At 71.1% G+C, this 19,691-nt stretch carries 15 protein-coding genes; 9 read left to right on the top strand and 6 right to left on the bottom strand.

Translation table 11 applies throughout. The features are described from left to right. Positions 1–32: 32 nt before the first annotated feature. Both IG99_RS13925 and IG99_RS13920 read left to right on the top strand, forming a co-directional pair. On the top strand, positions 33–2,036 hold the full coding sequence (locus tag IG99_RS13925) for an FtsX-like permease family protein (protein WP_037673504.1): 2,004 nt from the start codon (positions 33–35) through the stop codon (positions 2,034–2,036). Between the two features lie 73 nt (positions 2,037–2,109). Next, on the top strand, positions 2,110–2,808 hold the full coding sequence (locus IG99_RS13920; protein ID WP_037673502.1) for a response regulator transcription factor: 699 nt from the start codon (positions 2,110–2,112) through the stop codon (positions 2,806–2,808). A 48-nt stretch (positions 2,809–2,856) separates the two neighbouring features. Here the strand turns inward: IG99_RS13920 and IG99_RS13915 are convergent, their stop codons facing one another. Continuing rightward, positions 2,857–3,726, bottom strand: a complete 870-nt coding sequence (locus tag IG99_RS13915; protein ID WP_037673600.1) for a Cof-type HAD-IIB family hydrolase — start codon at positions 3,724–3,726, stop codon at positions 2,857–2,859. Positions 3,727–3,792: 66 nt separating this feature from the next. Between IG99_RS13915 and IG99_RS13910 the strand changes: the two genes are divergently transcribed. From IG99_RS13910 to IG99_RS13890, 5 genes are read left to right on the top strand one after another with little or no spacing between them, the layout of a single operon-like run. Then, positions 3,793–4,617 (top strand): SAM-dependent methyltransferase, encoded by an 825-nt coding sequence (locus IG99_RS13910; protein WP_037673499.1) that lies wholly within the window; start codon positions 3,793–3,795, stop codon positions 4,615–4,617. Positions 4,618–4,657: 40 nt separating this feature from the next. Beyond that, complete coding sequence (locus tag IG99_RS13905) at positions 4,658–6,061, top strand: type I glutamate--ammonia ligase (protein ID WP_037673497.1); 1,404 nt, start codon at positions 4,658–4,660, stop codon at positions 6,059–6,061. Further along, positions 6,062–7,183, top strand: a complete 1,122-nt coding sequence (locus IG99_RS13900) for an amidohydrolase family protein (RefSeq protein ID WP_037673494.1) — start codon at positions 6,062–6,064, stop codon at positions 7,181–7,183. 24 nt (positions 7,184–7,207) lie between these two features. Next, positions 7,208–7,735, top strand: coding sequence for an NUDIX hydrolase family protein (locus IG99_RS13895; RefSeq protein WP_037673492.1), 528 nt, complete (start codon positions 7,208–7,210; stop codon positions 7,733–7,735). A 3-nt stretch (positions 7,736–7,738) separates the two neighbouring features. Further along, positions 7,739–8,137, top strand: a complete 399-nt coding sequence (locus tag IG99_RS13890) for a hypothetical protein (RefSeq protein WP_037673491.1) — start codon at positions 7,739–7,741, stop codon at positions 8,135–8,137. A 7-nt stretch (positions 8,138–8,144) separates the two neighbouring features. Here IG99_RS13890 and IG99_RS13885 read toward each other — a convergent pair whose 3' ends face one another. Further along, a complete protein-coding gene (locus IG99_RS13885; RefSeq protein ID WP_037673489.1) occupies positions 8,145–9,083 on the bottom strand; it encodes an oxidoreductase in 939 nt (312 codons plus the stop codon). A gap of 56 nt (positions 9,084–9,139) precedes the next feature. Here IG99_RS13885 and IG99_RS13880 point away from each other — a divergent pair, with 56 nt between their 5' ends. Beyond that, a complete protein-coding gene (locus IG99_RS13880; RefSeq protein ID WP_051865342.1) occupies positions 9,140–9,799 on the top strand; it encodes a TetR family transcriptional regulator in 660 nt (219 codons plus the stop codon). A gap of 37 nt (positions 9,800–9,836) precedes the next feature. Here the strand turns inward: IG99_RS13880 and IG99_RS13875 are convergent, their stop codons facing one another. From IG99_RS13875 to IG99_RS13860, 4 genes are read right to left on the bottom strand one after another with little or no spacing between them, the layout of a single operon-like run. Then, positions 9,837–11,033, bottom strand: a complete 1,197-nt coding sequence (locus IG99_RS13875) for an ABC transporter ATP-binding protein (RefSeq protein ID WP_037673487.1) — start codon at positions 11,031–11,033, stop codon at positions 9,837–9,839. 31 nt (positions 11,034–11,064) lie between these two features. Next, complete coding sequence (locus IG99_RS13870; RefSeq protein WP_037673485.1) at positions 11,065–11,898, bottom strand: carbohydrate ABC transporter permease; 834 nt, start codon at positions 11,896–11,898, stop codon at positions 11,065–11,067. After that, a complete protein-coding gene (locus IG99_RS13865) occupies positions 11,898–12,845 on the bottom strand; it encodes a carbohydrate ABC transporter permease (RefSeq protein WP_037673484.1) in 948 nt (315 codons plus the stop codon). The genes IG99_RS13870 and IG99_RS13865 overlap by 1 nt, the downstream gene beginning before the upstream one ends. Before the next feature lie 2 nt (positions 12,846–12,847). After that, positions 12,848–14,092 (bottom strand): ABC transporter substrate-binding protein, encoded by a 1,245-nt coding sequence (locus IG99_RS13860; protein WP_051865377.1) that lies wholly within the window; start codon positions 14,090–14,092, stop codon positions 12,848–12,850. Between the two features lie 381 nt (positions 14,093–14,473). Here IG99_RS13860 and IG99_RS13855 point away from each other — a divergent pair, with 381 nt between their 5' ends. Next, positions 14,474–19,660 (top strand): family 43 glycosylhydrolase, encoded by a 5,187-nt coding sequence (locus IG99_RS13855; protein ID WP_037673483.1) that lies wholly within the window; start codon positions 14,474–14,476, stop codon positions 19,658–19,660. Positions 19,661–19,691 lie beyond the last annotated feature (31 nt).

Here is a 19,691-nt window from a genome sequence, read left to right as displayed (position 1 = left end):
GCCCTGCCCTCCCTCACCGCCCCGGAGCCCCCATGCGTTCCCCCGTCCTGCCCCTGACCTGGCATCTCGCCCGGTCGTCCGGTCGCCGCGGCCTGCAGAGTCAGCTGCTCGCGGCCGGGGCCGCCGCCGTCGGCGCGTTCGTGATGCTGGTGATGATCGCCGCATGTCTCGGCTCCGGCGCCCGCGCCGACCGCACCGCCTGGCGCACCCCCGAGCCCACGCGGCACGGCACCGCCGTCCAGGCGCTCGCGACGACGTACGTCCGCCACGAACCCGTCAGCGTCGTGTCTCTGGCTCAGCTCCCGGGCCGCGCGTCCACCCCCGCACCGCCCGGCCTCGACGCCTTCCCGAAGCGGGGCGAGGTATACCTCTCCCCGGCCTTGGCCGAACTGGTCCGCGAACTCCCCGCCGGCCGACTCGCCGACCGTTTCCCGAAGGTGAGGTCGTACGGCACGATCGGCGCGGCCGGCCTCGCCTCACCCGACGAACTCGTCGCCGTGGTGGGCCGGACGCCGGCCGACGCGGCGGTGTCGAAGGCGCTGGAGAGCGGCAACTGGTTCGACCAGGGGCAGGCCGCGCGCGCCGAGATCTCCGGGTTCTCCGGGTCGAAGGCGAGCCTGTTCACGGCGTCCGACCGGGGAGCGGCGCTGCTCGGTGTCGTACTGCTCGGGATGCCCGTGGTCGTACTGTCCTCGGCGGCCGGACGGCTGGGCGCGGCCCGGCGCGAGCAGCGGCTCGCCGCGCTGCGGCTGGCCGGGGCGACGCCCCGGCAGATCATCGGCATGACCGCCGCCGAGGCGGCCGCGGTCGGCGCTGCCGGCGCCCTCACGGGGGCGGTCGCCTACGGGGCGCTGCTGCCTGTCCTGGCGCGAGTGCCGTACGGCGTCGGAGACTGGTACACCGGTCAGTTGTGGGTGGGTCTGCCGTGGTGCCTGGCCGTGGTGGCGGCGGTCACCGCGCTCATCACGGTCAGCGCGGTGTCGATGCTGCGCCAGGTGGCGTCCTCGCCGCTGGGGGTCGCGCAGCAGGCGAACCCGCGCCGCACCCGGGTGATCCGGCTGGTGATCTTCGCGGTGGCCCTGCTGTGCGTCTTCCAGTTCAGCGGCAGTGGCGTGACCGGCCGCCAGGCGCTCGCCCTCCTGTTGCTGTTCTACGGGGCGTTCTGGCTGTTCGGCCCGTGGGTCGTGGACCGGCTCGGCCGGATCGCGGGCCGCTTCGCCCGGCGCCCGGCGACCCTGCTGGCCGCCCGGCGGCTGAGCGACGACCCGCGCGGCGCCTGGCGCACCGTCAGCGGCCTGGTCCTCGCCGGCTTCGCGGCCGGGTTCTTCTCCGTCAGCCAGCTCGGCTCGGAGGGCGTGGAGTACCGGGACCAGGTCGCCGTGGTCACCGCGGACGCGGCCACCGCCCGGCACGCCGCCGCCGAGGCCCGTACGGTGCTGCACCGCGCGGGTGTCACCGCGACCATCGCCCTCGGCCGCGAGGACGACTACGACGGTCTGCTGGCCGGCGGCCACGGCGTGATCGCCCATGTCTCCGGCGGGTCCGAGCGGATCGACACCGCCGTCACCGCCCTCGCGTCCGTCGCCACGACCACCCCGCCCTACACGCAGGACTACGTGACGGCGAACGACCGTGTCGCCCTCGGCCGCTTCGCCGAGGTCAGCACCGCCACGCTGGCCCTGGGCTTCCTGGTGGCGACCGCCTCCGCCGGCCTGACCGCGGCGGCGAACGTCCTGGACCGGCGGCGCGTCTACGGCCTGCTGCGGCTGGCCGGCACGCCGCTGCGGGTGCTGGACCGGGCACGGCTGCGGGAGACGGTCCTGCCCCTGGTCGTGCTGGCCGGCGGCACCACCGCCATGGGCGTGTACGGCTCGTACCGGCTCAACAGGGCGCTCGGCGCCACGATCAACACATCCGGCGCCGTACAACTGGCCGTCTGTGTACTCCTCGGCGCCCTGGCCATGTTCGCGACGGTCGGCGCCAGCAAGCCGCTGCTGCGCAGGGTGACCGCAGACCCCGCACAGACGGCGGACTGACAACCCCGCCGGCCCACCCTGCTTCCCGTGCCCGCTCCCGTTCCCGACCCGCTCCCTGAGGCATGATCGAGCCATGACCGTCCCCGCCCCCGGCGCCGCGCCCATCCGTGTCCTGATCGCCGACGACCAGGACATGGTCCGCACCGGCTTCCGCTTCTTCCTGGACGCGCAGCCCGACATGACCGTGGTCGCCGAGGCCTCCGACGGCGAGGAGGCGGTGACGCTGGCCCGGCGGGTGCGGCCGGACGTGTGCCTGCTGGACATCCGGATGCCCAAGCTGGACGGTCTGGAGGCGACCCGGCTGCTGGCGGGGCCGGAGGTGGCCGACCCGATGCGGGTGGTCGTGGTGACGACGTTCGACCTCGACGAGTACGTCTACGGCGCGCTGCGCGGCGGTGCCTGCGGGTTCCTGCTCAAGGACTCCGGCCCGGCCCTGCTCGCGGAGGCGGTCCGGGCGGCCGCGGCCGGCGACTCCCTGGTCTCCCCGTCGATCACGGTCCGTCTGCTCAAACACCTCACGGCACCGCAGGCGGGCGCCGCGGCGCCGATGCCCGCGTCGCCGCCGCGCGATCCCCTCACCGACCGTGAGCTCGACGTGGTCCGCCTGGTCGCCCTCGGCCGTACCAACGCCGAGATCGCCGCCGAACTCTTCGTGTCCCTGTCCACGGTGAAGACGCACCTGTCCAGCGTGCAGGTGAAGCTGGCGGCCCGGAACCGCGTCGAGATCGCGGCCTGGGCCTGGCAGCACGGGCTCGCGCAGCCCCGCCCGTGACGGCTCACAGCCCGGTGATCAGAGTTCGGTGATCAGAGCCCGCCCTGATCAGAGCCCGGTGACCGGCAGGTCGAGCAGGCGCGCGACGGTGCGCAGGACGCCGTTGTCGTTGTTGCTGGGGGCGAGGTGGCGGGCCCGGCGGACGACCTCCGGGTGGGCGTTGGCCATGGCGAAGGACCACTCGGCGGCGTCCAGCATCTCCAGGTCGTTGAGGTAGTCGCCGAACACCAGGGTCTGCGCCGGAGTGACGTCCAGCTCCCGCTGGAGCAGGCGCAGTGCGGTCCCCTTGTTGGCGGTGCGGTTCATGACGTCGACCCAGTGCTCGCCGGAGACGACCACCTGGTGGGTGTCGGCCAGCGGTGCGAGGGCGGGCGCGGTGGTCCGCTCCGCCGACCCGAAGTCGAACAGGGCCACCTTGAGGACCTCGTCGTCTACGGCGGCGACGTCCTCGACGATCCGGTTCTCCACGTAGTAGCGGCGCACCTCGGCCAGGAACGGCTCGTCGGTCCGCTCCACGTAGGCGGACCGCTTCCCGCAGACGACGGCCCCGACGTCGACGCCGTCCGCCACCAACTGCCGTACGGCGGCGACGACCCGGGCGACCACCTCGGGCGCCAGCGGGTCGGAGCTCAGCTCCACCCCGTCGCGCACGACGTACGTGCCGTTCTCCGCGATGAACACCATGCCCTCGGCCACGTCCGCGAACTCCCGCGCCAGCGTGGCGTACTGCCGTCCACTCGCCGGGCTGAAGAGCACGCCCCGCTCGCGCAGCCGCGCCAGTACCTCCCGCAGTGCCGCGGGGGCCCGCTTGTCGTCGTCCAGCAGTGTGCCGTCCATGTCGGTGACGACCAGCCGGATGTCGGCGGGACCGACGGCGGCGGACTCGGGGGCGGCGAGGGACGAGGGCGAGTGGGGCATGTCCTTCTTTCCGTACGGGTGCGGTCCGATCATCACCCTATGACACGCTGATCACGGGACGGCACAATGGCTGCGGCCCGGACGTGGAGGAGGCGGAACGTGACCGACAAGGCGCGGCTCAACACCGGTGTGGCGCACAACGCGCGGGTCTGGAACTACTGGGTCGGCGGCAAGGACAACTACGAGATCGACCGCCGCGTCGGTGAACACGTGGCCGGGATGTTCCCGCTGATCCGGGACATCGCCCGCGCCGACCGCTGGTTCCTGGGCCGGGCGGTGCGGTTCCTGACCGAGGAGCGCGGGGTGCGGCAGTTCCTGGACATCGGCACCGGGCTGCCCACCGGGGACAACACGCACGAGATCGCCCAGCGGATCGCGCCCGAGTCGCGGATCGTGTACGTCGACAACGACCCGATCGTGCTGGCCCACGCGCGCACCCTGCTGACCGGAACCTCCGAGGGCGTCACCGCCTACATCGACGCCGACGTGCACGATCCGGACGCCATCCTCCAACGCGCCGCGGGCACCCTCGACTTCGACCGGCCCGTCGCGGTCATGTTCCTCGGCATCCTGAACTTCGTGCTCGACACCGACAAGGCGCGCGAGATCGTACGGCGGGTCATGGCGGCGGTCCCCTCCGGCAGCTACCTGGTGCTGACCCACCCGACGTTCGACGCGGACCTCGACGGCGAGGGCCAGATCCCGGCGATGGAGTTCTGGAACGAGAACGCCACGCCGCCGATCACCGCCCGCAGCGGCACGGACATCGCCGCGTTCTTCGAGGGACTGGACCTGGTCGAGCCGGGCCTCGTGTCGTGCTCGCGATGGCGTGCCGAGTCCGACTCTCCGTCCCTGGTACCGCAGTTCGGAGCGGTGGCCGTGAAACCCTGACGGACACACCGACCGTGGCGGACCTCGACGTGGAGGACGTATGACCACCCTTGCCGATCCCGTTCCCGGTGGGCGCCCCGGCGACGTCGACCGGGCCACCGCGCTCAGCAGGAGCCTCTTCGAGCAGGGCGTGCACGGGATCGTCCTGGCGTACGTCGACACCGCGGGCATCGGCCGGGTGAAGACGGTCCCCACCTCCCGGCTGGCCTCGGCGGCGGCCTGGGGGGTGGGCATGTCCCCCGTGTTCGACACCTTCCTGGCCAACGACCACATCGTCACCACCGACGTGCTCGGCTCCCCCGACGGCGACCTGCGCCTCTACCCCGACCTCGACCAAGTGGTGGTGCTCGCCGCACAGCCCGGCTGGGCGTGGGCACCGGTCGACCGGATCACGCAGGACGGGGAGCGGCACCCGGGGTGCTCCCGCACCTTCCTGCGCCGGATCGTCGCCGCCGCGGCCCGCGACCACGGCCTCACCTTCCGCGCGGGCATCGAGATCGAGTGGACGGTCGGCCGGGGCTCGGCGCCCGACGGGGAGTTCGTGCCGGCGACGACCGGCCCGGCGTACGGGGCCACCCGCCAGGTGGAGCTGAGCGACTACCTGGGCGATCTGCTGGCCGCGCTCGCCGCGCAGGGCGTGGACGTCGACCAGGTCCATCCCGAGTACGCGGCCGGGCAGTTCGAGGTCTCGGTGGGCGCGCTCGACCCGGTGGCGGCGGCCGACCGCAGTGTGCTGGTGCGGCAGACGGTCCGGGCGGTGGCACAGCGCCACGGGCTGCGGGTCTCCTTCTCCCCCGCCGTCGTCGCACGGGGCGTCGGCAACGGCGGCCACGTCCACCTCTCCGCCTGGCGCGACGGCAGGAACCTGCACTCCGGGGGTGAGCGCCGGTACGGCATGACGGCCGACGCCGAGTCCTTCGCGGCCGGTGTGCTGGCGCACCTCCCGGCCCTCACCGCCGTGACGGCGCCGAGCCCGGCCAGCCATCTGCGGCTCAAGCCGTCCCAGTGGGCCGGGGTCTTCACCTGCTGGGGTCTGGAGACCCGCGAGACCGCGATCCGGGTGGTGACCGGCACGGCGGGACTGCGCGACCAGCAGGCGAACCTGGAGGTGAAACCCGTGGACCTGGCCGCCAACCCGTATCTCGCCCTCGGCTGCCTGATCGCCGCGGGCCTGGACGGCCTGGCGTCGGGCGCGTCGCTGCCCGAGGAGGTCACCGGTGATCCGGCCGGTCTCGACGCCGAGGAGGCCGCCGCCCGGGGAGTGCGCCGGCTGCCGACCTCGCTGACCGAGGCCGTCGAGGAGTTCCGCGCGGACGGGGAGCTGCGGGGCGCGCTGGGCCCGGTCCTCGCCGACGCCGTGGCCGCCGTGCGCGAGGGGGAGATCGCCGCGGTGCACGGTCTCGACGACGACCGGGTCGCGGCGGCATACCGCTGGGTGTACTGAATGGGCGCGGTCCACGACACCCTCGCCGAGCTGCGGCTGGTCGACCACCACTGCCACGGCGTGGTCGCCGTCGACCTGGACCGGGCGGACTTCGAGTCGCTGATCACCGAGGGCGAGCGGTGGCCGGGCAGCGGGATCTCGCCGTTCGACAGCCCCGTGGGCGTGGCCGTGCGCCGCCACTGCGCTCCCCTGCTCGACCTGCCCCGCCACGCCCCGGCCGAGGCTTACCTGGCCCGCCGGGCCGAACTGGGCCGGCGCGAGGTCGACCGGCGCTTCCTGGCCGCGGCGGGGGTGGAGGTGTTCTGCGTCGACACGGGCTTCGGACCCGCGGACCTCACCGGGGACGCCTTCGGCACGTACGAGACGTACGAGATCGTCCGGCTGGAGAGCGTTGCCGAGCGGGTGGCGGCCGACGGCGTCGAACCGGACGAGTACGCCGGGACGTTCGCGCGGGCCGCCCGGGACGCCGTGGCGCGGCCCGGGGTGGTGGGCGTGAAGTCCGTGGCCGCCTACCGGACCGGCTTCGACCTGGACCCGGCCCGCCCGGCCGCGGCCGACGTCACGCAGGCGGCCCGGCGATGGCTGCTACGGGGCGGCCGCCTCGACGACCCGGTTCTCGTACGGCACCTGCTGTGGACCGCCGTCGACCTGGGCCTGCCGCTCCAGCTCCACACCGGCTTCGGCGACAACGACATCCGGCTGCACCGCACCGATCCCACGCTGCTCACCGACTGGTTGCACCTGACCGCCGGCACGATCCCGGTGCTCCTGCTGCACTGCTGGCCCTACCAGCGCCAGGCCGCCTACCTGGCCACGGTGTTCGAACAGGTGTACCTCGACGTCGGCCTCACCCTCCACTACGTCGGCCCCGCGCGGGCCCGGGCGGTGGTGGCGGAGGCGTTGGAGATCACACCGTTCCGCAAACTGCTGTACAGCTCCGACGCATACGGTGTCTCGGAGTTCCACTGGCTCGGTGCGCTGGCCTTCCGCAGGGGACTGGGCGAATTGCTCCAGGACCGGGTGGACGGCGACGAACTGAGTCTGCCCGACGCGCTGCGCATCGCCCGGTGGGCGGGAGCGGACAACGCCCGTCAGGTCTACCGTTGGCCCGCCGACTCCTGAAAGTATGATCAAGCAATGTCTGACATGACCGAAACCACGCCCGGTTGGCTGACGTCCGACGAGCTCGAATCGGCGCGCGCCCGCATGCCGATCCTGTACGTCGAGGCCGTGCCCGTCCGCGTCGACGACAGCGGCGAAGTCACCAGCATCGGACTGCTGCTGCGCATCGGACCGGACGGCAATGTCAGCCGGACCCTGGTCTCCGGCCGGGTGATGCACCACGAGCGCGTCCGCGACGCCCTCCTTCGCCACCTGGAGAAGGACCTCGGCCCGGTGGCCCTGCCCCGGGTCCCGACCTCCCTCCAGCCGTTCACCGTCGCCGAGTACTTCCCGACGCAGGGCGTCTCGCCGTACCACGACCCGCGTCAGCACGCCGTGTCCCTCGCCTACATCGTCCCGGTGACCGGCGACTGCCGTCCCCGGCAGGACGCCCTCGACCTGGTCTGGTTCAGCCCCCAGGAGGCGCTGTCGCCGGGGGTGCAGAGCGAGATGCCGGGCGGTCACGGCTTTCTGCTGCGGCAGGCGCTGGCCCACGTCGGACTGGCCTCCTGACCGGTGCCGGTGATACGGGCCGGGCAGCGGCCGTGCACCCTCGTGGTGTGCCGCGGCTGCTGCTGCGGCGATCCCCGCAAGTACCCCGACGCCGACCACGCCTGGCAGCTGGACCGGCTGCGCGCCGGTGCGGCCGCCTCCGGCGGGCGGTTCACCGTCCGTACGACGGACTGTCTGGGCCCCTGCGACCAGGCCAACGTCGTCGTCGTGCAGCCCTCCACCGCCGGACGGCTGGCCGGCGGGCGTGCGGTCTGGGTGGGCTTCGCGATGGGTGACGACTGCACGGACGACCTGATCGGCTGGGCCGACGCCGGCGGCCCCGGCGTCGCCGACCCCCCGCTCACCCTGGAGCTCCAGTTCATCCGCCCGCCGCGCGAGACCCGCTCCCGGGCGCGCCGCTGACCGCGCCTCACACGGACGTGGGAAAGACGAACCGCACCCCCGTCAGCTCCTCCGACGCCTCCCACAGCCGCCGACCCGTCCCGGCGTCCCGTGCCGCCGCCGAGAGCGGCACCCGGGTCGGATGGCCGCGCAGTTCGCCGAGGCCGTCGGGGCCGATGAAGTCGCCGCCCGTCACGTCGCGGGCGGTGGCCGCGTACAGCTGCGGCAGCGCGCCCCGGTCCGGGGGCTGCGCGAGCAACGGGCCGAGGACACGGCCGAAGAGCAGGCTGACCAGGGCGACCGGCCCGTCGAACTGGAGGTTCGTCGCGCTGTAGCCGGGGTGCGCGAGCAGGCTGCGCACCGGGCTGCCCGCCTCGGTGAGCCGGCGGTCCAGCTCCTGGCCGAAGACGGCGTTGGCCAGCTTGGACTGGTTGTAGAAACCCATCGGTGAGTAGCGGCGCTCGGCGGCGAGGTCGTCGAGGTTCAGTCGCCCCTGCCGGTGGTTCATCGAGCTCACCGTGACCACCCTGGGGTCGCGCCCGGCGGTCAGCAGGTCCAGGAGCAGGCCGGTGAGGGCGAAGTGCCCGAGGTGGTTGGCGGCGAACTGCACCTCGTGGCCCTGCGCGCTGAGCGTGCGCGGCGGCGCCATCACCCCGGCGTTGTTGACCAGGACGTCCAGCCGGGTGTGCTCGGTGTGCGTCCGGTCGGCGAAGGCGCGGACGGAGTCGAGGTCGGCCAGGTCGATCCGGCGCACGTCGAGGCGGGCGTCCGGCTGCTCGGCGGTGATCCGCGCGGCCGCCCGCCGCCCCTTGTCCTCGTCGCGCACCGCGAGGATCACGTGCGCGCCCTTTCGGGCGATGGCCCGGGTGGTCGCGAGTCCCAGGCCGCTGTTGGCCCCGGTGACGACGAACACCCGCCCGCTCTGGTCCGGTATCCGGTCGGCGGTCCATTGCTGTCGTTCGGTCATACGCCACACCGTGCCTTGAGTGGCATCAAGTGTCAAGAAGGCACTTGGTGCCATACATGACACCGCGCTACGATGATCTGGTGAACCCTCGGCCCGACACCTCCCTCGCCCAGCGCAAACGCCAGCTCGTCTCGGACGAGTTGACCGAGGCGGCCTTGCAACTGCTCGCGCTGAAGGGCTTCGACGGAGTCACCGTCGACGAGATCGTGGCGGCGGCCGGGGTGTCCAAGCGGACGTTCTTCCGGTACTTCGCCTCGAAGGAGGACGTCGTCGTCCAGTTCCTGGCCGGCATGGGCGCCGACATGCGCGACGAGCTGGCGGCGCGCCCCGCCGCCGAATCCCCGTCGGTGGCGCTGCGGCACACCGTCCAGGTCCCGGTCGCAGCCTGCGCCGACCACTCCGACCACGCCGCCAGGGCCCTACGGGTGGTCCGGCTGATCCTGCGCACCCCCGCCCTGTACGCCCGTTTCCTGGAACGGCAGGCGCAGTGGCGGGACGCCCTGGCGACGGAGCTGGCCGGGCGCCTGGGCCTGGCCCCGGACGCCGACCTCTACCCGCGACTGGCCGCCGGAATGGCGCTCAGCGCCTTCGACACGGTGCTGCATCGGTGGAGCGGCAGCGAGGGCACCGAGGATCCCGTCGTACTCACCGATCGGGCCTTCGCGGTCATCGCGCCGGCGCTGGACGAGGTCCCCCGGCCCGGCGGGGCGCGCTGAGCGGATCGGCGCGGCGAGCCCGGCCGGGCAGGGTGCGTCAGCGGGCGGTCTCCGGATGCGTCAGGTTCACGCCGGTCCTCGGGTCGAACACGTGCGCCTTGGCCGTGTCGACCTGGAGCTCCACCTGTTGTCCCTCGCGGGCGCGGGTCGCGGCGTCCAGGCGGGCCACGATCTGCTGGCCGCCCCCGTCCCCGGCGCCGGTGTCCCGCGCGCCCGAGTCGGTGGCCAGTTCCTCCAGTTCGGCGGTCTGCACGGGCCCGCCCTCGGCGGAGAAGTAGACGTACACGTCGGAGCCCAGCGACTCCAGCACGTCGACGGTGGCGGTGAAGACGGGGCCGGTACCTCCCCGCTGCCGGGACAGGGCCGCGTCCTCGAAGGCCTCCGGACGCAGTCCGATGATGACCTCGCGGGGCGCGTCCTGCCGTTCCAACTCCTGCCGCATGCGGTTGTCGAGGGGCATCTCCCCCAGGGGGGAACGCAGGGCGCCGTGCTCCAGGGTCGCGTTCAGGAAGTTCATCGCCGGGGAGCCGATGAAGCCCGCGACGAAGAGGTTGCGCGGCAGGTCGTAGAGCTGCGCGGGCGTGCCGATCTGCTGGACCAGGCCCTGCCTCATGACCACGACGCGGTCGCCGAGGGTCATCGCCTCGGTCTGGTCGTGGGTGACGTACACGGTGGTGGTGCCCAGACGTCGTTGCAGCCGGGAGATCTGGGTGCGCATCTGCACGCGGAGCTTGGCGTCGAGGTTGGACAGCGGTTCGTCCATCAGGAACGCCTTGGGGTCGCGGACGATCGCCCGCCCCATGGCGACGCGCTGGCGCTGCCCGCCCGAGAGGTTGGCGGGCTTGCGGTCCAGGTGCTCGCCCAGGTCGAGAACGCGCGCGGCCTCCTCGACCTTGGTGTTGATGGTGTCCTTGTCCACCTTGGCCAGGCGCAGCGGGAACCCCATGTTCTCCCGGACGCTCATGTGCGGGTAGAGGGCGTAGCTCTGGAACACCATGGCGACGTCGCGCTCCTTGGGGGCGAGGTCGTTGACGACCCGCTCCCCGATGCGCAGCGTGCCCTCGGTGATGTCCTCGAGCCCGGCGATCATGTTCAGGGTGGTGGACTTGCCGCATCCGGACGGCCCGACGAGGATCACGAACTCGCCGTCGGCGATGTCGAGGTCCACGTCCTTGACGGCGAGGGATCCGTCGGGGAAACGCTTGGTGACTCCCTCAAGGACGATCTCGGCCATGGGTGGTGCCTCCTTGCCTATGCCTCGCGGGTCATCCCTTGACGGCCCCGGAGGTCAGTCCGGCGACGATCCGCCGCTGGAAGAACAGAACGAACAGGATGATCGGGATGGTGATCACCACGGCGGCGGCGGCGATCGACCCGGTCGGCTGCTGGAACTGCGAACTGCCCGTGAAGAACGCGATCGCGGCCGGCACCGTCCGCGCGGCCTCCGTGGAGGTCAGCGAGATCGCGAACAGGAAGTCGTTCCAGCAGAAGATGAACACGAGGATCGCCGTGGTGAAGACGCCCGGGGCGGCCAGCGGCACGATGACCATGCGGAACGCCTGCGCGGGCGTGGCCCCGTCCACCTTGGCGGCCTTCTCCAGGTCCCAGGGGATCTCCCGGAAGAACGCCGACAGGGTGTAGATCGCCAACGGCAGCGAGAAGGTCATGTACGGGATGATCAGCCCGATCCAGGTGTCGAAGATCCCGATGTTCCGCTCGATGTTGAACAGCGGTGACACCAGGGAGATCGGCGGGAACATGGCGATCAGCAGCGACATGCCGATGAGGACCTGCTTGCCGGGGAACCGCAGCCGGGCCACCGCGTAGGCGGCCATGGTGCCGAGCACCACCGCGATGACCGTGGCGATCAGGGCGATGCCGATCGAGTTGATCAGCGCCCTGGTGAACTCCGAGGTCTGGAAGATGCCCCGGTAGTTCTCCCAGGTCCAGTCCCTCGGGATGTAGTCGCCGTCGGTGAGGGTGCTCGGGTCCTTGAACGACAGCGCGGCGATCCACCACACCGGGAACAGGGCGTACAGCACCACCACGATGTTGACGACGGCCCATCGGGTCGCGTGCGTCTTGCCTACGGCGGCCATCAGCGCTTCACCTCCGCGCCCGGTGCGGCCGCGCCGAACAGCTTGACGAAGGTGAAGGCGATGATCCCGACACAGATGAAGATCAGGACCGAGATCGCCGACCCGATGCCCAGGTTCAGCGCGGTGAACAGGTTGTCGTACCCGAGGATCGACACGGAGCCGGTGTCCTGGGCGCCCGCGGTCAGGATGTAGATGTTGTCGAAGATCCGGAACGCGTCCAGGGTGCGGAAGAGCAGCGCCACCAGGATCGCCGGCTTCATCAGCGGCACCATGACCTTGGTGAACCGCTGCCAGGACGTCGCGCCGTCCACCATGGCCGCCTTCAGGGTCTCCTCGGGGACCAGGGCGAGGCCCGCGAGCAGCAGCAGGGCCATGAACGGCGTCGTCTTCCACACCTCGGCGAGGATGATCAGCCACAGGGCGGACCACTGCTCGGTCAGCGGGGCGTCACCCGAGGGCAGCAGCGCGGCGAGGTAGCCGAGGTCCGGGGTCCAGGCGTACTGCCAGGAGAAGGCGGCGACCACGGTGACGATGCCGTACGGGATGAGGACGGACGTACGGACGACGCCGCGCGTGAAGATCGTGCGGTGCATGACCAGGGCGAGGCCCATGCCGAGGACCAGTTCGATGGCCACGGACACGGCGGTGATGAACAGCGTCACCCAGAACGCCTGCCACCAGAACGAGGAGGTCAGCACGGCCCCGTAGTTGCTCAGGCCCACCCACTTCGCCTGCCCCGGAAACCGCAGGTCGTACCGCTGGAGGGACAGGTAGACGGCGTATCCGATGGGATAGGCGGTCACGGCGAGCATGATGATCACGGCGGGTGCGCACAGCAGCCAGCCGAGCCGGCGCTCCTGCCGGGCGCCCGCCGAGATCGCCGCCTGGTCCTGCTTCGGCGGCTCCGCCTCCGGGGGCTGCGGGGCTCCGGCCGGTTCGGCTTGCATGCTCACGGGATCACACCCTCGGATCGCAGGGCATCGTCGATCTGGCCCCTGATGGTCTCGATCGAGCTCACCGGATTGATCGCCGACGGCGGGGACAGCGTGTGGGAGATCGCGATCGAGATGTTCTGGTAGGCCGGAGTGATCGGCCGTACGCTCGCCGCCTGCAAGGAAGTCAGCACCTCCCGGGAGAACGGGTACGCCTTCATGAACTCCGGCTCGTCGTACAGGGCGCGCAGCGTGGGCGGCAGTCCGCCCTTGAGCGCGGCGGTGAGCTGGTTCTCCCGGTTGCGCAGGCACAGGGCCGCCTCGAAGGCCAGGCCGGGGTGGCGCGAGTAGGCGCTCACGGCGAGGTCGATGCCGCCGATGGTGGGCCTGGCCGGGCGGCCCGCTTCGACCCGGGGGTAGAGGGCCCAGCCGAAGTTCTTGAACAGGGCCGGGTTGTTCTCCTTCATCGATGGATAGACGAACGGGTAGTTGATCTCGAACGCCGCCGTTCCCGACTCCATGGCGAGGCGGTTCTGGTCCTCCATCTGGTTGGACAGGGAGGGGTCAGCGCCCGGGGAGTTCGCCAGCCTGCGCATGACCTCGGCGGCCCTGACGGCCGGCGGGCCGAGGGAGGGCTCGGTCGCGCTCGGGTTGAGGATGGAGCCGCCCGCGCTGTTGATCAGCGTGTTGAACCAGACGGTCAGGCCCTCGTACTGGGCGCCCTGGATCTCCACGTAGTGCGGCTTGCCCTGCCGGGCGAGGACGCGCGCCATCGCGATCATCTCGGCCCACGTCTTGGGCGGGGTGGGGACCAGGTCCTTGCGGTACCAGAGGAGCTGGGTGTTGGTGTTGTACGGGACGGCGTACAGCCTGCCCTTCCAGGTCGAGGTCTGCAGCGGTACCCGCAGGGTGCCCTCGACGGCCCGCCGCTTCGCCGCGCCGGTCCACTCGCGGATCCAGCGCGCCTCGGCGAACTCCGCCGCCCAGGTGACGTCCAGGCCCAGGATGTCGAGCGAGTTGTCCTTGGCGGCGAGCCGGCGGACCATCTGCTGGCGCTGGCCGTCGGCGGCGCGTGGAAGCTTGTTGTAGCTGATCCGGTAGCGGCCGCCCGACGCCTTGCTGCACCGGTCCGCGGCCGTCTGGAGCGCGCCGGAGTCGTCGGGGAAGTTGTACCAGTTGAGGGTGGGCGCTCCGCCGCCCTCGTCGCTGCCGCACGCGGCGAGCATCGACGCGAGCAACGGCAGCACGGCGAGCAACCGCAGCCCACGCCGTCTGCGGGGACGTGCTCTCTTCCCCGAAATCGGCCGGCAGCCGCACCTCACGTGCACGCGCTCCACACCTCGCTTCCGGGACGGTGACGCGGGGCCGGGCCCCGCGGCGACTCTCACCCGGCGAACGCTAGACGCCATATAACGGAAGACAAAGCACATACAGCATCAAATAACCCGTACCGGCCAGTCCGCCCCATGGCCGTTCGACAGGTCGGACATTGTTCGAGACCTCTTGACCCGGTGGTGTGTCACGTCTGACACTCGCGCAACACGACGTCATACAGACGAAACCGGAGGGGCACCCAGGGAGTTCAGATCCCGCCGTCCCGACCTGTCGTTCCTTCAAGCATGTCTCGACGAGGAGACCTGTCCATGCTGCACACCCCCTGGCCCCGCGGCCGCGCGAGACGTAGGGCGGTCCGGCTCGCCGGACTGACCACGGCCTCGCTGCTCCTGGGACTCGCCGGTCCCCTCGCCCCCGCGCGGGCGGCGGACATCACCGACGGCCTGGCCCTCTGGTACAAGCTCGACGCGGCCTCGGGCACCGTCGCGACCGATGCCTCCGGCCACGGCCGGGACGGCCTCGTGAACGGCGCCGCCGGCTGGTCCGGCACCGGTGAGGGACTCGCCTTCAACGGCTCGGACACCTACATCAAGGTGCCGAACGACATCATGAAGGGCATGAACTCGATCACCGTCTCCATGGACGTGAAGATCGACTCCGCGCAGCCGACCCCGTACTTCATTTACGGCTTCGGCAACACGAGCGGCACCGCCGGCAACGGCTACCTCTTCACCACCGGTGACGGGTTCCGGACCTCCATAGCCACCGGCAACTGGTCGACGGAGCAGACGACGAAGCCCGGCGACTCGCACGCCCTGACCCGCGCCGTCTGGAAGACGCTCACCTACACCCAGACCGGCAACACCGGGGTGCTGTACGAGGACGGCGTCGAGGTCGGCCGCAACACGGCGGTCACCATCACCCCCGGCGCGATCGGCTCCGGCACCACGACGGCCAACTACGTCGGCAAGTCCGTGTATCCCGGCGACAAGCTCTTCAAGGGCCGCATCCGCGACTTCCGGGTCTACGACCGCGCGCTGGCCGGTACGGAGGTCGAGCAGCTCTCCCTCCCCGCGGCCACCCAGGGCGTCGCCGACGACAAGGCCGCCCTCACTCTCGGCGACACCAGTGCCGTCGTCTCGGACCTGAGCCTGCCGACCACCGGCACGGCCGGCGGCTCGAAGATCGCCTGGGCCAGCGACAACACCTCCGTGGTGTCCGCCGCCGGCAAGGTCACCCGCCCGCCCTCCGGTGAGCCGGACGGACACGCCACGCTCACGGCGACCCTGACGAAGGGCACCGTGACCGCCACCAAGAGCTTCGACGTCACGGTCCCGGCCGCGTTCGACGACGCCACGGCGACCCGTCAGGCCGCCGACGCGCTGAGCGTCCACAACCTCGACGACGTCCGCGGAAACCTGACGCTGCCCGCGACCGGCGCCTACGACACGAAGGTCGCCTGGTCCTCCGCGGACCCGGACGTCGTCTCCGCCGACGGCGTGGTGCACCGCCCCGCGCACGGTGCCGGGGACACCACCGTCGAGCTGACCGCCACGGTCACGAAGGGTGACGCGAAGGCGACCCGCGCCTTCACCGCCAAGGTGCCCGAACTCCCCGTCAGGGAAGCCCTCAAGGGCTACATGTTCAGCTACTTCACCGGCGAGGGCACCGCGGACGGCGAGCAGCTCTACGCCGCCCTGAGCAAGGGCAACGACCCGCTGCACTGGCGGGAGTTGAACGACGGCAAGCCCGTACTGACGTCCACGCTGGGCGAGAAGGGCCTGCGCGACCCGTTCATCATCCGCTCCCCCGAGGGCGACAAGTTCTACCAGATCGCCACCGACCTCAGGATCTACGGCAACGGCAACTGGGACGCCTCCCAGCGCACCGGCAGCAAGTCCATCATGGTGTGGGAGTCCACCGACCTGGTCCACTGGACCAACCAGCGCCTGGTGAAGGTCTCGCCCGACAGCGCCGGCAACACCTGGGCGCCGGAGGCCTTCTACGACGAGAAGCTCGGCGAGTACGTGGTCTTCTGGGCGTCGAAGCTGTACGACAACCCCGAGCACTCCGGGGACACGTACAACCGCATGATGTACGCCACCACCCGTGACTTCTACACCTTCAGCGAGCCCAAGGTGTGGATCGACCGCGGCTACTCGGTCATCGACTCCACGATGATCAAGCACGACGGTGAGTACTACCGCTTCTCCAAGGACGAGCGGAACAACACCTCCTCCACCCCCGACAGCAAGTTCATCTTCGAGGAGAAGAGCGACTCGATCCTCAACCCGTCGTACGACCCGGTCGTCGCGGGCATCGGCAAGGGGACGATGAGCGCCGCCGAGGGACCGCTGGTCTTCAAGTCCAACACCGAGGAGAAGTGGTACCTGTTCGCGGACGAGTTCGGCGGCCGCGGCTACATCCCGTTCGAGTCGACCGACCTCGACTCGGGCCAGTGGACCCCGTCCACCGGCTACGACCTGCCCGCCAAGCCCCGCCACGGCACGGTGCTCCCGGTGACCCAGGCGGAGTACGACCGGCTGCTGCGCGCATACCAGTCCGACCAGCTCGTTCAGAGCGCCGAGGACGTCTCGGTGAAGACGCGCATCGGTCAGGCGCCGGTCCTGCCGGCCACCGTCATCGCGAAGTACGCCGACGGCGCCGAGCGCCCCGTCTCCGTCACCTGGGACGACGTCCCGGCCTCGGCGTACGCCCAGGCGGGCACGTTCACGGTGCAGGGCGCTCTGCCGGACGGCTCCGCACTCAAGGTCGAGGCCGAGGTCACCGTCTCCGAGGAGGGCTCCGACGTACCGTCGGACCTCGTCCTGGACTACAGGTTCGACGAGGCCGGCGGAAACATCGTCCGTGACTCCAGCGGCCGCGGCTACCACGGCACCTACGTCCGGACGCCCGACTTCGGAACGGGCGTGGAGGGCAACTCCTTCAAGATGTCCGGCGGTTCCAGCTCCTCCACCACCGCGCCCTACGTCCGGATCCCGAACGGCGTTCTGAAGGGCGCGGAGAGCGTCACCGTCTCCACGTACGTCAAGTGGAAGGGCGGGGACAACTTCCAGTGGCTGTTCGGGCTGGGCCCGGACAACAACAAGTACCTCTTCGCCACCCCCTCCAACGGCGGCGGCAAGACGTTCTCGGCCATCACCAGGGCCACCTGGTCGGGTGAGAAGCAGATGACGGCCGGCTCCCCGCTCACCGCGGGCAAGTGGCAGCACGTGACCGTCACCGTGGACGGCGCGAGCGAGACGGCGGTCCTCTACGTGGACGGCGTCGAGGCCGCCCGCGCGACCGGCGTCACCATCAAGCCGAGCGAGCTCTACGACGCGTCGAAGGGCTACTCCGGCTACATCGGCAAGTCCCTCTACTCCCCCGACCCATACTTCGGCGGCGAAGTGGACGACTTCCGCGTCTACAACCGGGCCCTCACGCCCGCCGAGGTCCTCGAACTCAGCGGCAACACCACGGGAATCGCCGCGGCGACCCACCCGGCGCTGAAGGTCGACGCCATCATCGACGACGCGCACAGCACCGTCACGCTGCCGCTGACCGAGGGCAGTGAGCCGGGCGCCCTGGCACCGGAGTTCACCCTCGCCCACGGCGCGACCATCAGCCCCGCCTCCGGCACGCTGCGCGACTTCACCAAGCCGCAGACCTACGAGGTCACCGGCTCGGACGGCGCGAAGCGCACCTGGACGGTCTCGGCGCTGATCATGAAGAGCCCGGTGCTGCCGGGGCTCAACGCCGACCCGAACATCGTCCGCTTCGGCGACACCTTCTACATCTACCCGACCACCGACGGCTTCGAGGGCTGGAGCGGCACGCAGTTCAAGGCGTACTCCTCCACGGACCTGGTCCACTGGAAGGACCACGGCGTGATCCTCGACCTGGGGCCGGACGTGTCCTGGGCGGACAGCAGGGCGTGGGCGCCGACGATCGCCGAGAAGGACGGCAAGTACTACTTCTACTTCTGCGCCGACGCGAACATCGGTGTCGCCGTCTCCGACTCGCCCACCGGCCCGTTCAAGGACGCCCTGGGCAAGCCGCTGCTCAAGGCCGGCCAGTACACCGGACAGATGATCGACCCGGCCGTCTTCACCGACGACGACGGCCAGTCGTACCTGTACTGGGGCAACGGCCGGGCCTACGTCGTGCCGCTGAACGACGACATGGTCTCGTTCGACGCCGCCAAGGTCACCAACATCACCCCGAGCGGCTACAACGAGGGCTCCTTCGTCATCAAGCGCAAGGGCACCTACTACCTCATGTGGTCGGAGAACGACACCCGGGACGAGAACTACCGGGTCGCCTACGCCACCGGCCCCTCCCCGACCGGCCCCTGGACCAAGCAGGGCGTGATCCTCGAGAAGGACCTCTCGCTCGGCATCAAGGGCCCCGGCCACCACTCGGTGGTCCATGTCCCGAACACCGACGACTGGTACATCGCCTACCACCGTTTCGCCATCCCGGGCGGTGACGGCACCCACCGCGAAACCACCATCGACAAGCTGGAGTTCGACTCCGACGGCCTGATCAAGAAGGTCGTCCCGACGCTGACCAGCATCGACCCGGTCACCATCGTCCACGCGGGTCCGGACGCGAGCGGCACCGAGGGCAGCGCGATCTCCCTCACCGGCACCATCTCCGGAGCCGGCGGCCCCAAGTGGACGGTCCAGGACGGGGCGCCCTGCGCCTTCTCCGACCCCGGTGCCATCCTCACCGCGCTCACCTGCGAGGACGACGGCACCTACCAGGTCACACTGACCGGCGGTCGCAGCAGCGACTCGCTCACCGTCACGGTCGCCAACGCGGCCCCGGTGATCACGGCGGCCGCGGGACCGGGACCGGTGGCCGCCGGCCAGGCCGCGGTGGTCAACGCGGCCTTCACCGACCTGGGCACGGCAGACACCCAGACCTGCCGGGTCGACTGGAAGGACGGCACCGCGCCCACCACGGGCAAGGTCACGGCCTCCCGCTGCCAGGCCACCCACACCTACGCCGGGGCGGGCATCCACCGGCCGGAGATCACCGTCACCGACGACGACGGGGGCACGGACAGCGCGGAGCTGCCCGAGCTGATCGTCTACGACCGCGCGGCGGGTCCCGTCGCGGGCGTCGGCATCATCTCCTCCCCGGCGGGCGCCTACCCGGCGAAGCCGACCCTGACCGCTCCGGCCGGCTTCTCCTTCGGGGCCGCGTACAAGAAGGGCGCCACCGTCCCCAGCGGCAACGCGACCTTCGACTACGCGGCGGCCAAGCTGTCCTTCCGGGCCACGGCGTCCGACTGGCTGGTCGTCACCGACTCCGAGGCCCAGTACCAGGGCTCGGGCACGGTGAACGGCACGAGCGGCTACGGCTTCCGCCTCACCGTCACCGACTCCCCGGACACCTTCCGCATCAAGATCTGGAAGAAGTCCACCGGCGACGTCGTCTACGACAACCGCACCGGCAGCAAGGCCTACGGCATCATCTTCGGCTGACGCCGAGACCCACCGAGCGGCGCCCGGGGCA

Origin of the sequence: Streptomyces griseus subsp. griseus, from assembly GCF_000720255.1 — a bacterium.
GTDB classification, from domain to species: Bacteria; Actinomycetota; Actinomycetes; order Streptomycetales; family Streptomycetaceae; genus Streptomyces; species Streptomyces griseus_I.
The sequence above is the reverse complement of the archived record's forward strand: the minus strand, read 5'-3'. Positions and strand labels throughout refer to the sequence as shown.

Bases quoted from the DNA above. Each gene is read 5' to 3' on its own strand.
- IG99_RS13925 (WP_037673504.1), top strand. From the start codon at position 33: ATGCGTTCCCCCGTCCTGCCCCTGACCTGGCATCTCGCCCGGTCGTCC.
- IG99_RS13920 (WP_037673502.1), top strand. From the start codon at position 2,110: ATGACCGTCCCCGCCCCCGGCGCCGCGCCCATCCGTGTCCTGATCGCC.
- IG99_RS13915 (WP_037673600.1), bottom strand. From the start codon at position 3,726: ATGCCCCACTCGCCCTCGTCCCTCGCCGCCCCCGAGTCCGCCGCCGTC.
- IG99_RS13910 (WP_037673499.1), top strand. From the start codon at position 3,793: ATGGCTGCGGCCCGGACGTGGAGGAGGCGGAACGTGACCGACAAGGCG.
- IG99_RS13905 (WP_037673497.1), top strand. From the start codon at position 4,658: ATGACCACCCTTGCCGATCCCGTTCCCGGTGGGCGCCCCGGCGACGTC.
- IG99_RS13900 (WP_037673494.1), top strand. From the start codon at position 6,062: ATGGGCGCGGTCCACGACACCCTCGCCGAGCTGCGGCTGGTCGACCAC.
- IG99_RS13895 (WP_037673492.1), top strand. From the start codon at position 7,208: ATGACCGAAACCACGCCCGGTTGGCTGACGTCCGACGAGCTCGAATCG.
- IG99_RS13885 (WP_037673489.1), bottom strand. From the start codon at position 9,083: ATGACCGAACGACAGCAATGGACCGCCGACCGGATACCGGACCAGAGC.
- IG99_RS13880 (WP_051865342.1), top strand. From the start codon at position 9,140: ATGACACCGCGCTACGATGATCTGGTGAACCCTCGGCCCGACACCTCC.
- IG99_RS13875 (WP_037673487.1), bottom strand. From the start codon at position 11,033: ATGGCCGAGATCGTCCTTGAGGGAGTCACCAAGCGTTTCCCCGACGGA.
- IG99_RS13870 (WP_037673485.1), bottom strand. From the start codon at position 11,898: ATGGCCGCCGTAGGCAAGACGCACGCGACCCGATGGGCCGTCGTCAAC.
- IG99_RS13865 (WP_037673484.1), bottom strand. From the start codon at position 12,845: ATGCAAGCCGAACCGGCCGGAGCCCCGCAGCCCCCGGAGGCGGAGCCG.
- IG99_RS13855 (WP_037673483.1), top strand. From the start codon at position 14,474: ATGCTGCACACCCCCTGGCCCCGCGGCCGCGCGAGACGTAGGGCGGTC.